The 13,521-nt window shown below is 47.7% G+C and carries 12 protein-coding genes; 3 read left to right on the forward strand and 9 right to left on the reverse strand.

Translation table 11 applies throughout. The features are described 5' to 3' along the window. Window positions 1–25 precede the first annotated feature (25 nt). Window positions 26–589, forward strand: coding sequence for a sugar O-acetyltransferase (locus DWW90_RS13205; RefSeq protein ID WP_122345306.1), 564 nt, complete (start codon window positions 26–28; stop codon window positions 587–589). Between the two features lie 72 nt (window positions 590–661). Here DWW90_RS13205 and guaA (DWW90_RS13210) read toward each other — a convergent pair whose 3' ends face one another. Continuing rightward, window positions 662–1,969, reverse strand: coding sequence for a glutamine-hydrolyzing GMP synthase (gene guaA / locus DWW90_RS13210; RefSeq protein WP_115499938.1), 1,308 nt, complete (start codon window positions 1,967–1,969; stop codon window positions 662–664). 127 nt (window positions 1,970–2,096) lie between these two features. Further along, window positions 2,097–3,617, reverse strand: a complete 1,521-nt coding sequence (gene guaA, locus DWW90_RS13215; RefSeq protein WP_115499937.1) for a glutamine-hydrolyzing GMP synthase — start codon at window positions 3,615–3,617, stop codon at window positions 2,097–2,099. A 99-nt stretch (window positions 3,618–3,716) separates the two neighbouring features. On the opposite strand from guaA (DWW90_RS13215), the gene DWW90_RS13220 reads away from it, so the two are divergent. After that, complete coding sequence (locus DWW90_RS13220) at window positions 3,717–4,622, forward strand: hypothetical protein (RefSeq protein ID WP_115499963.1); 906 nt, start codon at window positions 3,717–3,719, stop codon at window positions 4,620–4,622. 2 nt (window positions 4,623–4,624) lie between these two features. Continuing rightward, the gene (locus tag DWW90_RS13225; RefSeq protein ID WP_122345307.1) at window positions 4,625–5,215 is read left to right on the forward strand and encodes a Crp/Fnr family transcriptional regulator; all 591 of its coding nucleotides are present in this window, start codon (window positions 4,625–4,627) and stop codon (window positions 5,213–5,215) included. A gap of 7 nt (window positions 5,216–5,222) precedes the next feature. Here DWW90_RS13225 and DWW90_RS13230 read toward each other — a convergent pair whose 3' ends face one another. Genes DWW90_RS13230 through DWW90_RS13260 form a run of 7 tightly spaced genes read right to left on the reverse strand, consistent with a single transcriptional unit; the run spans window position 5,223 to window position 13,296 of the window. Then, window positions 5,223–6,776: an NAD(P)/FAD-dependent oxidoreductase gene (locus DWW90_RS13230; protein ID WP_122345308.1), complete on the reverse strand. Its 1,554-nt coding sequence runs from the start codon at window positions 6,774–6,776 to the stop codon at window positions 5,223–5,225. A gap of 2 nt (window positions 6,777–6,778) precedes the next feature. Continuing rightward, window positions 6,779–7,489, reverse strand: coding sequence for a hypothetical protein (locus DWW90_RS13235; protein ID WP_122345309.1), 711 nt, complete (start codon window positions 7,487–7,489; stop codon window positions 6,779–6,781). Next, window positions 7,486–8,235: a hypothetical protein gene (locus tag DWW90_RS13240; protein WP_147382437.1), complete on the reverse strand. Its 750-nt coding sequence runs from the start codon at window positions 8,233–8,235 to the stop codon at window positions 7,486–7,488. Before DWW90_RS13240 ends, DWW90_RS13235 begins: the two co-directional genes overlap by 4 nt. A gap of 11 nt (window positions 8,236–8,246) precedes the next feature. Continuing rightward, window positions 8,247–9,617 carry a DNA repair protein RadA gene (radA, locus tag DWW90_RS13245; protein ID WP_122345311.1) on the reverse strand — a complete coding sequence of 457 codons (1,371 nt, stop codon included), beginning with the start codon at window positions 9,615–9,617 and terminating at the stop codon, window positions 8,247–8,249. Window positions 9,618–9,629: 12 nt separating this feature from the next. Further along, window positions 9,630–10,586: a hypothetical protein gene (locus DWW90_RS13250; protein WP_122345312.1), complete on the reverse strand. Its 957-nt coding sequence runs from the start codon at window positions 10,584–10,586 to the stop codon at window positions 9,630–9,632. Between the two features lie 17 nt (window positions 10,587–10,603). Next, a complete protein-coding gene (locus DWW90_RS13255) occupies window positions 10,604–11,140 on the reverse strand; it encodes a ferredoxin domain-containing protein (RefSeq protein WP_115499930.1) in 537 nt (178 codons plus the stop codon). 44 nt (window positions 11,141–11,184) lie between these two features. After that, the gene (locus DWW90_RS13260) at window positions 11,185–13,296 is read right to left on the reverse strand and encodes a KamA family radical SAM protein (protein WP_122345313.1); all 2,112 of its coding nucleotides are present in this window, start codon (window positions 13,294–13,296) and stop codon (window positions 11,185–11,187) included. Between the last annotated feature and the right edge of the window lie 225 nt (window positions 13,297–13,521).

Genomic DNA, 13,521 nt, shown 5'->3' on the forward strand with positions numbered 1-13,521 from the left:
TGTCAAAATAATAAAGAAACAGATAATGACCGAAAAAGAGAAATGCAACCTGGGCCTGCTATATGATGCAAACTATGATCCCGAATTGTTGTCAGATCGTGAAACAGCTAAAGAACTGCTTTATGATTATAATCGTTTGCGCCCTTCACAACAGACAGAGCGGACGGAACTCCTAAAGAAACTTTTGGGGAGGACAGGAGAGAGCTTTATTATAGAACCTCCTTTTGCTTGTGACTACGGATATAATATAGAGATAGGAGAAAATTTCTATGCCAATGTCAATCTGGTTATATTGGATGGAGCAAAGGTGAAGATTGGTGATAATGCTTTTATTGCTCCTAATGTCGGAATTTATACAGCCGGGCATCCGTTGGATGCCTCATTGCGCAATCAGGGATTGGAATATGCTTATCCGGTCACAATCGGTCATAATGTTTGGATAGGTGCGGGTGCGATTATTCTTCCCGGTGTCACTGTTGGCGATAATGTTGTAATCGGTGCCGGCAGTGTAGTGACGAAAGATATACCTGATAATTCACTTGCCGTTGGTAACCCTTGCCGGGTGGTACGGAAGATCGGAAAAGTTTAAAGAAAACTCCCTTGTCATTCTCTTTAATAGAAAGAGCGGTAGGGGAGTTTTCTTTATTTTATGGATTTGTATTTATTCCCACTCGATCGTTGCATTGGGTTTTGGGGACATATCGTAGCAGACGCGGTTTACGTTTTTAACTTCTTTCAGGATACGGTCTGTTATTTTCATCAAAATAGGCCAATCTACCGGTTCGATGGTCGCCGTCATGGCATCTACCGTATTGACGGCACGGATGATAACAGGCCATTCAAAAGACCGGGCATTATCCCGTACGCCTACAGACTTGAAATCGGGTACGACTGTAAAATACTGCCATACTTTCTTATCCAAGCCGGCATTCTGGAACTCTTCACGCAGGATGGCATCTGCTTCACGTACGGCTTCCAGTCTGTCACGGGTGATCGCTCCTAAGCAACGTACGCCTAAGCCTGGTCCGGGGAACGGCTGGCGATAAACCATCTCGTATGGCAAGCCCAATTCCAAACCGCAAGCACGAACTTCGTCCTTAAACAATTGGCGCAGCGGTTCTACCAGTTCGAATTTCAAGTCGTCGGGCAAGCCGCCTACATTATGGTGGGATTTGACCATTTTGGCAGTCTTGGTTCCGCTTTCCACGATATCCGGATAAATAGTTCCCTGTCCCAGGAAGTCGATACCATCCAACTTACGGGCTTCTTCTTCAAAGACGCGGATAAATTCGCCACCGATAATTTTACGTTTCTGTTCGGGATCGGCGACATCTACTAATTTATCAAGGAAACGGTCCGTTACATCTACGTAGATCAGGTTTGCCTTCAATTGGTTTTTGAATATTTCGACCACAGCTTCCGACTCACCTTTACGCATCAGACCATGATTTACGTGTACGCAAACCAGTTTGTCACCTATTGCTTTCAATAACAGGGCGGCAACGACTGAACTGTCAACACCACCAGATAACGCCAACAAGACTTTCTTGTCTCCAACCTGGCGTCTGACCAGTTCGATCTGGTCATTGACGAAATTAGTCATGTTCCAGTTTGCTTCCGCCTTACAAGTGTCGAATACGAAAGACTTTACAGCATCCTTGATTGCTTCTACGTCATCCTTGAATTCTTCTAATTTGACTTCGCATAATGCTTTCTCGTGGCCTGCTGCCATTACAGGAATGCCAATCGTATAAATATCCGGATTAACGTCGATTGCAACACCGTCGATAATATGGTTAGGACCGCCGTTGATAATAACACCTTTTACATTCGGCAGTGCCTTCAACTCTTCTGCTGTTATGTCATGCGGATAGATTTCACTATAAACGCCCAATGCACGGATTGCACGTGCCAACACTGTGTTTTCATGACTGCCCAAGTCCAGGATAACAATCATATCTTGCTTCATGTGATTCTTGATTTTATTGATTTTACATTATGTTATACTTGAGGCAAATATATGATTTTTTCATTTCAAGGCAAAATAAAAGCCCGGTATAACATGAATACCAGGCTTTATAAATGTTTTTAGCAGCTTATTCCCACTCAATCGTAGCTGGTGGCTTCGAGCTGATGTCGTACACTACGCGGTTTACACCTTTGACCTTGTTAATGATTTCGTTGGAAACCTTTGCGAGGAATTCATAGGGGAGTTGTGCCCAATCGGCGGTCATGGCATCTGTAGAAGTAACAGCACGTAAAGCAACCGTGTTTTCGTATGTGCGTTCGTCACCCATAACACCGACAGACTGAATCGGGAGGAGGATTACTCCGGCCTGCCAGATCTTGTCGTATAATCCCCATTCACGCATCAGCGACATATAGATATCGTCAGCATCTTGCAGGATCCGTACCTTTTCAGGCGTGATGTCACCTAAAATACGGATGCCCAGACCGGGACCGGGGAAGGGATGGCGTTTGATCAGGTGCGGTTGCATTCCTAATTCCATACCCACGCGGCGCACCTCGTCTTTGAACAGCAGACGCAATGGTTCGATCAGCTTCAGGTTCATTTTGGCAGGCAGACCGCCTACGTTGTGATGGCTCTTGATAACCGTTCCGGTGATGGAGAGCGATTCGATTACATCCGGATAGATCGTACCTTGACCCAGCCATTTGATATCTTTCAGCTTGTGGGCCTCTTCGTCGAATACATCGATGAAACCTTTGCCGATGATTTTACGTTTCTTTTCCGGGTCGGAGACTCCGGCCAGTTCCTTATAGAATTTTTCTTTTGCATTTACTCCGATTACGTTCAATCCCAGATGTTCGTAATCTTTCAATACATTCTCAAACTCATTCTTGCGCAGTAAGCCATGGTCTACAAAGATACATGTCAGGTTTTTTCCGATCGCCTTGTTCAACAGAACGGCTGTAACGGAAGAATCCACACCGCCGGAAAGAGCCAGGATCACTTTATCGTCACCCAGTTGTTCCTTCAGTTCTGCAACTGTCGATTCGATGAAAGAAGCCGGTGTCCAATCTTTGGCACATCCGCAGATATTCAGGAAATTGTCTAACAGTTTAGTCCCGTCGGTCGTATGGAATACTTCCGGGTGGAACTGTACGCCCCAAGTCTTTTCACCTTCTACATGATAAGCGGCAGCTTTCACATCGTCTGTACTGGCGATAACCTTGAAGTTTTCAGGAAGGACGGTGATTGTGTCTCCGTGAGACATCCAGATTTGTGAGCCGACATTGATACCTTTCAACAGCTCGTCTGTGCCCGCGATATGCGACAGGTTGGCACGTCCGTATTCGCGGGAGTTTGCCGGTTCGACATTCCCGCCGGATGTATAAGCCAGGAATTGGGCTCCATAACAGATTCCCAATACGGGATATTTACCTCGTATTTCACTTAAATCAGCTTTAAATGCATTGGCATCATATACCGAATAAGGACTTCCGGAAAGGATTACACCTTTCACATCTGTAGCATCATGTGGGAATTTGTTGTAGGGGACAATCTCGCAATACATATTCAACTCACGGACTCTACGTCCTATTAATTGAGTTGTTTGCGAGCCGAAATCAAGAATAATAAGTTTCTCGTGCATGCAAATTATTATTTAATTGAGTGGCACAAAGGTAGGAATAATATTCGGAACTTAAATCATTTTTACTACCTTTGCGTGTTCATTTTTAACAGTGACAGTATGGATACAGAAAAGAAAGAAACAAAAGAAATAAATAAGCTTTCATTATTGATCATGGCAGTGGTTGTGCTACTGCTAATTATTGCTGGAGCCTGCTATTATATTTTCCATCAGAAGCAGCAGATGCAAGAGTTGGAACAAGCTTATGTGTTGGATAAGGAATCGCTGGAAGATGAATTTAATGAATTATCTCTCCAGTACGAAGGATATAAATTTAATATAGGCAATGATTCGCTGTTGAACTTGCTGTCGACTGAACAGGCTAAAGTTCAACGTCTGCAAGAAGAACTCCGGACTGTCAAAGCTACCAATACAAAAGAGATTGCCCGTTTGAAAAAGGAATTGCAGACGTTACGTAAGATCATGCGTAACTATGTCGTTCAGATCGACTCTTTGAACCGTGCGAATGAACAGTTGAAGGTTGAAAAGAATGAAGCCGTAAAGAAATATCAGCAAGCTTCTTCTACAGCCACTACGCTAAAGAAGGAAAAGGAAAAGTTGACAGAACGTGTTACGCTGGCAAGCCGGTTGGACGCGACGGGAATCACTGTAACCCCTGTAACCAGTCGTGGGAAGAAGGCGAAGGTGATCAAAAAGATGGAACAGTTTGTCGTTGATTTCCGTATTGCTAAAAATATTACGGCTCCGGTTGGTGAAAAAACGATCTATGTGCGTATCATGAAGCCTGACGATGACATCCTGCTAAAGAGCCGTGCCGATGTCTTTACCTTTGAAGGAAAAGAAATCAATTACTCCATGAAGAAGCTGGTTGAATATGACGGTGAAGAACTGCCGGTAACCATGTATTGGAATATCGAAGAATTCCTTTCCCCCGGAACCTACCGGGTAGACGTATTTGCAGACGGCAACCTGATCGGACGTAAAAGTTTCACACTTGAGAAATAACGATGGAAACAGATGCTCATTTCGCGCGACTCCTTGCCGATCTGCCGGAAGCTCTCGCTCGCGATGAAGCTTTCCTGGGCGAATTGGAAGACCATGCCAAAGTGATCTCAGTGAAAAAAGGAGATTACCTATTGCGTACGGGTGAGTTGTGTCAGGATGCCTATTTCATCAACAAAGGACTATTCATTAATTTATATGTAAACGAGAACGGCAACGAATGTGTCACCGGTTTTGCGGCCGATAATATGTTTCCGTTCCTGTCTGCCATTGGTTATTTTACGAAACAGCCTTCCGAGTTCGAAATTAAGGCACTTGAAGCAGGGGAATTGCTTTGCTTTTCCCGTAGCCATATCGAAGATCTTTCTTTTCGTTATCCGTTGTTCGCTTCCTATTACCAGAATGTCATGCTGACGATCATCTATAAGCTGGATGTTTTGCTGGCTGTTCGTCTGTCCTCTACCGCTGAAGAGTTCATCCAGTTTCTCTATGCAAATTACGCTTGGATGATCAACCGTGTACCCGATAAATACATTGCCCGGTATATGGGTATCAGTAATGCCTGGTATTGTAAACTGAAAAAGAAGATATTATAGACTTTCCCTATTGGTTGTCCAAATAATGGCTGGCACCTTCTGCACACCGTTCACCATCGATCGCGGCGGAAACAATTCCTCCGGCATATCCGGCCCCTTCACCACATGGAAAAAGGCCTTTTAACGTTACATGTTGGAAACTCTCTTTGTCGCGCAGTATGCGGACAGGCGATGAGGTGCGTGTTTCCACCCCGATCATCAATGCTTCGTTGGTCAGGAATCCCTTAGATACTTTTCCGAAATAACGGAAGCCTTCACGTAGCCGGCCCGTTACAAATTCCGGCATCCAAAAATGTAACGGAGAAGCCAGCAGCCCCGGTGTATAAGAAGATTCCGGAAGATCAAAAGAATTTTTCTTGTTGATAAAATCTGCCATTCGCTGTGCAGGAGCAGTCTGCTTCATACCGCCATTCAGCCAGCTGAGTTCTTCCAGATGTTCCTGAAATTCCATTAATCCCAAAGGGGAATCCGAAGGAAAATCTTCCGGACGAATCTCCACAACCATTCCGGAATTAGCCCAACGAGACCCCCGGTTGGATGGCGACATCCCATTGACCACCACCTGTTTTGGGCCACTGGCTGCTGGAACGACAAAGCCACCGGGGCACATACAGAAAGAGTAAACTCCCCGTCCGTTGACCTGCGTAACGAAGCTGTATTCGGCAGCCGGCAGATATTCCCCTCTTCCTTCCTTGCGATGATATTGGATCTGATCGATCAGCATCTGAGGATGTTCCAGGCGGACCCCGACAGCAATGCCTTTTGCTTCGATTGGGATCTGCTGGTCGTGTAAGTAGCGGTAGACATCACGTGCGGAATGACCTGTTGCCAGGATGACCGGACCGTAGAAGCTTTTGCCTGTATTGGTTTCCACGCCGGCAACCTCTTCGCCATGGATGATCAGGGCATCCATGCGTGTTTCAAAATGGACTTCACCACCACAGCGGATAATCTGTTCACGAATATTCTCGATCACGCGTGGCAGTTTATCTGTTCCGATATGTGGATGGGCGTCTGCCAGGATCGATGTGCTGGCACCAAATTGGCAAAAGATATTCAGGATCTTGTCGACCGAACCGCGCTTCTTGCTGCGAGTGTAGAGCTTGCCATCCGAATATGCTCCGGCACCTCCTTCACCAAAACTATAATTCGATTCGCTGTTCACTTTATGCTCGCGGCTGATCAGGGCGATATCTTTCTTCCGTTCGCGCACATTCTTCCCGCGTTCGATTACGACAGGGCGTAAACCCAGCTCGATCAGGCGGAGAGCTGCAAACAGACCTCCTGGGCCAGCGCCTACCACGATAACTGTTTTGCCAGCTGAAACATCTTTATATTCCACCGATTGGTATTCCGGTTCGTCCGGCTGTTCGTCGATGAAAACACGCAGTTTTACATTCACATAGATTGTCCGCTGGCGCGCATCGATCGAACGTTTCAGTACCCGGACTGCCTGGATATGCGGAACGGATGTCCCCGTCTCGCGGGCAACAACCTGTTTCAACGACTGTTCGTTGGCGGCCTCTTCGGGCAATATACGGAGTTGTAATTCTTGTATCATTGTTATTTCTTCAGATTCAAATAAAAAATCAATCCAGCCTGTGCCCGGTAGCCACTCCAGTCGACCTCTACGGGTAATGGGGATTTCGGATTTCCGAGTTGGCAGTCTTCTTTTACCGCATCCCATTCGTATCCGACACTCAGGTTCAGCGCGATGTTGCGGCAGAGGCCAAATTTAATACCAAAAGTTGGTTCCAGAAAGATGTTTGTACCGGAATATTTATTTTTACTCTGGTTGCTACTTTCCGGAGCAGACTCTATAAACAAGCTGTAGAGCTCTTTTCCTCTGGTCAGCACGACACCGGACGAGAGCTGTACATAAGGCTCAAAGGTGAAAATACCCAGTTCTTCCTTCGTCAGGCGGAAGCGGTAGAAAGCCCCTAATTTGTACCCTTTGTTATGTAACTCATAGTTACAGTGCCCCGAATAATCGGCTACGCCTTTCTTCCCCGCTGTATTCATATAGTTGAAAAGCACCCCTGCATGATTACGTTTCCATTCAATCCCGATGCGGGTATCCTGGGTGACATAACCGGGGAACTTGTCGGTTGTCTGGGCATTTACAACAGGGAGTGCAAGATCTTTTAACCGGTCTTTCATTTCGGACATCTGGTAAGAACCATGTCCGATGTTATACTCGACAGTCAGCGATTGTGCCTGTCCGAAGCGGATGGCAGATAAGACGAGGCATATAAAAAGCAGTATCCGTTTCATTTCTCCGGGGTGTTTTCAGGGTTAGACATGTTTGCTTCCAGAATTGCCTTGCCAAGGGAATAAGGACGAAGGGTCTCGTCTTTGAAATAAATATAAACCTCGTATGTGCCGCCGCCACCGGTGTATTTCTCGTCTACGAAAGAACGTTGGTTGAAATCGTAACTTCGCCGGATATATGTATAATTCTCGATGCTATACTCGATTGTGTAGTAATCGAAACCGTCACGCTCCGATTCGTCTACTTCCCAGAATATGACAGGATGCCCTTTTTCATTGATTTCGTACGGCAGGAGTTTGTCGCTCCCGTTACGCGCATCAACCTTTAGAGGCCAACTGCGCTTTTCTACATAATGTTCGGTTCCGACCTGTCCGGCAACCGTCCCACTATTTGTCCGTGCAAAGATTTCGCACGACAACTCATAAGAACCATTTGGAATCCGGTCTACGTCCAGCACAAAATCGCATCGGATTCCATCGCTTTCCCATTCCAATTCACCTAAGCGGATGATTTGCTTCTCAACTTCGAATCCGGGCAACGGATAAATTTCGCATACAGCATTCCCGCTATGTTTCACCACATAGATCTCGTTTTCCAAATCATGGATAAAACCATAAAAATCCACACTCGTCGTGACCGAGTCAACCTGGTGATTTTCCATCTCCACAAAATTCTCCCCTAACTGATACTCACAGCTCGTAAACAGGAAGAAAACACTCACAAATAGATAAACAACACTTTTTCTCATATAAATATAACTTATCCGAACAATTGCCGGAAAGCCTCTTCCACCTTGCGCACTTGGATGATTTGAATCTTGCACTTGGATGAGTCGAAGCCTTTCAGGTTATTGTGCGGGATGATAATGCGTGAGAAGCCCAACTTTTCCGCTTCCAGGATACGCTGCTCGATGCGGTTCACCGGACGTATCTCGCCCGACAGCCCCACTTCGCCACACATGCAGATACCCGGCTCGATCGTAATGTCGAGACTGGAAGAAAGTACGGCGCTGATCACAGCCAGGTCGATCGCCGGATCGTTCACTTTCAGGCCGCCGGCGATATTCAGGAAGACATCTTTCTGGACCAGCTTGAAGCCGGCGCGCTTTTCCAGCACGGCCAGCAACATATTCATACGTCTGAGGTCGAAGCCCGTCGCGCTGCGCTGGGGCGTCCCGTAGACAGCGGAACTGACCAATGCCTGCGTCTCGATCAGGAAAGGGCGGACACCTTCGATAGCTGCTGCGATGGCGACGCCGCTCAGCCCTTCGTGGTTTTGCGTCAGCAGCAGTTCGGAAGGATTGCTGACTTCGCGAAGGCCGTCCTGTCGCATCTCGTATATCCCCAACTCGGCCGTACTCCCGAAACGGTTCTTGATGCTGCGGAGGATGCGGTACATATAGTGTTGGTCGCCCTCGAACTGCAGGACCGTGTCAACGATATGTTCCAATACCTTCGGGCCGGCAATGCTCCCTTCCTTGTTGATATGGCCGATCAGAAGAACGGGCGTCCCGCTTTCCTTGGCATATTTCAGGATAGCCGCACTGCATTCGCGTACTTGGGTGATACTGCCGGGGGAGGACTCCACGACTTCCGTATAAATGGTTTGTATCGAGTCGATGATCAACAGGTCGGGCTGTACATTTTGGGCTTGTACGAAGATCTGTTCAAGATTGGTTTCGCAAAGGATAAAACAGTCCGGGTTTTCGTGGGCGATGCGGTCGGCACGGAGTTTCAGCTGGCGACTGCTCTCTTCGCCGGAGACGTAGAGCGTTTTCAGTCCGTTCAATCCTAAAACAGTTTGCAGAACGAGGGTCGATTTCCCGATACCCGGTTCGCCTCCGATCAGGACAAGCGAGCCTTTCACCAGGCCGCCTCCGAGGACGCGGTTCAGCTCCTGGTCCTTCAGGTCAATGCGCGTTTCCTCTTCGGAAGTGATGTCGCGAAGCAATACAGGCCGTACCTTGCCGCCGTCCGGCAAGCCGTAGAGCGCCCGCTTTCCGGCAGGCTCTTTTGCCACGATCTCTTCGACATACGTATTCCACTCGCCGCAAGAAGGACATTTCCCAATCCATTTCGGGGAGTCAGCCCCGCAGTTGGAGCAGACATAGACAGTTTTTGCTTTCGCCATTGTTATTTTGTTTTATCCGAAAAGGTCAAGTGTCAACTGCTTTTTTTCGGCTTCTAACTTCCGCAGGTGCCGTTTGCCTTGCGGCGTGATGATTTCCATTTTGTCGAAGCGGGTCCGGATGACTGTCTCGACGGTGTAGCTGACGTTGACCACTTCGCCTAACTCGCTCATCTTCCGTTGTATTTCCAACACGCAGTCGATGCACATGCCGCTCTTGAAGGTGATCTTTTCGTCGAACATATCTTTTTTGAAATCTTCGTCGCACATATAGAAGTCGATCGTTTCTCCTCCTTTGTTATAGATCCCTTTCCAGCGGTAGCGGGCATCTTTCAACACAGGCGAGATAATCTCGATCGTCGCTTTGTTGTCCTTGACAGGGGGCAGTTCGTCGGAACGGAGGATATAATAGTCGAACTGTTCGCGCTTGACTTCCAGTGAACCGGAACGGCTCCGGTTGTTTTCGTTCAGCTCGCGCAAGGTGAACCGCGTTACTTTCGGATAGCCGCGTACAGCCTCATAAAAATTGGATTTGCATTTGCAGAAGCGGGGAGATGCGCTCAGCAGTTCCACCAGTTCGTGCGAAATCGTGACGCCGGGCAGTCTCTTTTTCAAATTGTTACGAAGGAGCGACACTTCACGTTGCATCTTCTCCTCGTCTGCCGTCGTACGGTCTGCCGCCGGCTGTCCGCCAACCAGTAGGGAAGGGCGTGTCCATACCTGCATAAACAGATTCAGGACGATCGAGATCAGGCGGCTGTTTTCACCTGCCGCCGACCATATCTCGCGGAATCCTTCTTGTTGCTGGAAAGATTCGCAGTAGACCGTCATCTTGACATCCAGCATGTCTGCCAATGACCGGAGAAGGGAAAGGACTTCTTTCTCTGCCCGGTGTTTGATTATGGCATCCATGTAGTTGGACTTGTCATTGAAGTAATATCGAAGTTCGAGTTTGTTATCAAACTTAATCATAAACACAATTTTATTAGTTAACCTTCAGTCTTCGGTTTCCGGTCGAAGAACGGGTTTTTGGAAGACGCGCTGACCGGAATTGCCATCACGCATTTGCAGTCGCCCAGCATCCCCAACCGTTGGGCTGCCAAACCGGCGCTGAACATGACGCGTGTATCCAAACGGAGATCCGATGCTGTGGCGCAGGCTGAACCGATTGCGATACCCAGGTCCACCGAATTGATGGCGCAGGGGACAGCATCGGGCTTCTCCACACAAGTGGGGTATCCGCAGTGTGCGCAGTTCAAACCCTGTACCTGCTGGCGTGTGCCGGCAATCATAATCGCTTCGGCCTGGAGGATATTGTCGGCGTCGCGCAGGAAAAACTTCAAACCGGTTTCGCCTGACATAATAATAAGTTCTTCGGAAAGACGTTTGATATCTTCGTCCGTAACCATTGCCACCTCGATGATGTCGATGCCTTTCCCCTTCGGGGCCGTCCGGGCGGCTGTCATCATCTGGCGGACAGCCTGTAACACATGCTCGTGTCGTGTTTCTCTTTCGTTCTCTATCATTTTAATATTGGTTTAGCACGAACAAAGATAACACATTACTCGTTTTATAGCTCAAGATTCGTCATCTTTTCTGTAATATCAAAAGGATAATCGGGGTATTCGTAGATACTGAAGCGCGGTTCGGTTACGCCTTCGGAATAATTCCAGATGCTGAGGTACTCTTTGATGTCTTCGCCCATTGCCTGTAACTGGCGCAGGTAGGCGGCGATGGACTTGTTTTCGACAATATACACCTCTCCCATACGATTGATGATAGGGCTATGGAGGCGTCCGGCGTCATGCTCGAATTTCAGGATACGTTTTCCATCGGCAGTCATGCCGACTGTTTTGAATGTCATGCTTTTACCGATAGCGGGAAGATTCAATACATTACGGTCGGTTGCTGCAAACAGGAGATGGTTTTCCCGGATGAAATTGACCAGCTTCTTTCCCAATGGACGTTCGTAGCGGATCAGGCGGTAAAGCTCTTTCTGTTTTTCTTTCGGGACAAGACCGAATATCTTTTCCTCTTGCTGTTCTTGCAAGGAGCGGCTGTTCGGCGTAAAGACTGCATAATTTTCATGAAAGCCCTTGACCGAAAATGTGTAATAGCATACGACACCCATCGCGTTCAGCGTCTGCCGCAGCTTGGCCGTATGTCCGCGCCGGGAGGCGGCAACGGTATAGACCAGCTGGTTGGTGATGATCCATCCGGCAGACAGAATTGCTTCGATAGCCTTTTTCGCTTCCGGCGTCACCTCGAGCGGAGACTGGAAATGCGTCTGGATAATGAACTGCGAAACTCCGATGCGCGATGCTTTCTCTTTGAAATCCCTTAAAATAGTAACCAAATCATCCGTGATACGCAGTGGCAGGTAGGCAAGCAGGCGGGTTCCAAGACGGACACGCTGCAGTTCGGCATACTTTTCTCCGTCCGGGCGGCTCTCGTTCGCTTTTTGTTTTCGGGCTGCCATTTTGTAGACGGCATCGAGGATGTTACGCAGTGTTGCATTCTGGCTCATCAACGCGTCGCCTCCGGTAATCAGGATATCCCTGAGCTGTGCATCTTCTTCGAAATAACGCATAAGGCGTCGCAGCTTCTTGTCCCAGGTCTCTTTCGGTTTTAAAGATTCGAAATCGAAATTCAGACGTTCGCTCTGGAAATCGTACATACGTTGGCAAGAAGCGCACAAACCACCGCAAGCCCGTCCCATCGAATCGGGAATCAGGATCGCCACGTCCGGATAACGGCGGTGTATGTTATGCCCTTCCGGCAGTAGCCATCCGGCAGCATTGGGTTGGCCGGCCACGACGATGTCCTCTTTTTCCCAAGCTTTTATCTGTCCGTATGTTTCAACCAACTCTTCGGAATAAAGGACATAGGAACGGATCGTGGCGTCGTCATATCCGCTTGTGTTGGTGTTCAGCAAAGAAAGGTAATAAGGCGTTACGAAGAAAGGCATTCCTTTTTTCCGGGCACGCGCCAGTAATTGCATTGTCTCTTCCGATAGGGAGCCACCGAGAAAATAGTTCAGTTCCGTCGGGCTCTTAAATGCCATGGTAAGGTGGAAGCGGCTGGTATTCCACCAATCCTGCACCTTTGTGTACTTTTCCGCATAGCTCATTCCTTCAGCAAACTGAAAGCGGGATGTCGGTGCATGGCGCCGTTCGATCTTGCGTATCAGTCCGGCAATGATCCGCTCCTTATTGGAACGGCGTATTGCCATCACATCTTCATCCAAGCCGGTAGGCCAACGGTTCATTTGCCGTTTGACAAGCGAACGGTCCGGTATAACCTCTTCCGGGTTCTCCAATAAATCAAACTGCCGGAACAGGTCTATAAATAAATCAGGTGAAACAGGCTCCGTCAGCTTTCCGGTCAGGAGCTGCCATAGATAGGTGATTGTCCGTACCGGTATATTTTCGCCGGTCGAGAGCTCGGAAACGATGGTGTCGTCATGTTCGATTAGCAGAAGAATATGTCTCGCCACGGCATTGCCCATATTGCTTCCGCCGACAGTCTTGTCAATGCGTGAAGAGACAAAAGAGCGCAGAGCCTCTTTAAAAAGCTCTGCGCTCTCGCTTTCTTCCGCCATTGCCTGCAACTGGGGAAAATCTTTCTTGAATTCTTTAGTCAATTGTGGGATGTCATACGCGAGTAATCTTCTTTTAATCATAAGCAAATACTTTTGGAGGGTTATAGAATGTTAGTTTAAATGCATTTGCTACAAATATACTATTTTTTCTCCGCTATTGAAAGTGTTCTACTTATAAAACATCTTAAACACCTTGTAAAACACAGCAAAATGACAATGCTAAGATATATTTATTACAATTTTGTTACTTCCGTTTTGGTTTTACTTCATACAGGTCGTGCCGACGATCTTTCAAGTATCGGACAC

The organism is Parabacteroides sp. AF17-28 (genome assembly GCF_003479205.1).
GTDB classification, from domain to species: Bacteria; Bacteroidota; Bacteroidia; order Bacteroidales; family Tannerellaceae; genus Parabacteroides; species Parabacteroides acidifaciens.

Coding starts and splice junctions, on each gene's coding strand:
- DWW90_RS13240 (WP_147382437.1), bottom strand. CDS start 8,235: ATGAGAAAAAGTGTTGTTTATCTATTTGTGAGTGTTTTCTTCCTGTTT.
- DWW90_RS13250 (WP_122345312.1), bottom strand. CDS start 10,586: ATGATTAAGTTTGATAACAAACTCGAACTTCGATATTACTTCAATGAC.
- radA (WP_122345311.1), bottom strand. CDS start 9,617: ATGGCGAAAGCAAAAACTGTCTATGTCTGCTCCAACTGCGGGGCTGAC.
- DWW90_RS13205 (WP_122345306.1), top strand. CDS start 26: ATGACCGAAAAAGAGAAATGCAACCTGGGCCTGCTATATGATGCAAAC.
- guaA (WP_115499937.1), bottom strand. CDS start 3,617: ATGCACGAGAAACTTATTATTCTTGATTTCGGCTCGCAAACAACTCAA.
- DWW90_RS13220 (WP_115499963.1), top strand. CDS start 3,717: ATGGATACAGAAAAGAAAGAAACAAAAGAAATAAATAAGCTTTCATTA.
- guaA (WP_115499938.1), bottom strand. CDS start 1,969: ATGAAGCAAGATATGATTGTTATCCTGGACTTGGGCAGTCATGAAAAC.
- DWW90_RS13235 (WP_122345309.1), bottom strand. CDS start 7,489: ATGAAACGGATACTGCTTTTTATATGCCTCGTCTTATCTGCCATCCGC.
- DWW90_RS13230 (WP_122345308.1), bottom strand. CDS start 6,776: ATGATACAAGAATTACAACTCCGTATATTGCCCGAAGAGGCCGCCAAC.
- DWW90_RS13225 (WP_122345307.1), top strand. CDS start 4,625: ATGGAAACAGATGCTCATTTCGCGCGACTCCTTGCCGATCTGCCGGAA.
- DWW90_RS13260 (WP_122345313.1), bottom strand. CDS start 13,296: ATGATTAAAAGAAGATTACTCGCGTATGACATCCCACAATTGACTAAA.
- DWW90_RS13255 (WP_115499930.1), bottom strand. CDS start 11,140: ATGATAGAGAACGAAAGAGAAACACGACACGAGCATGTGTTACAGGCT.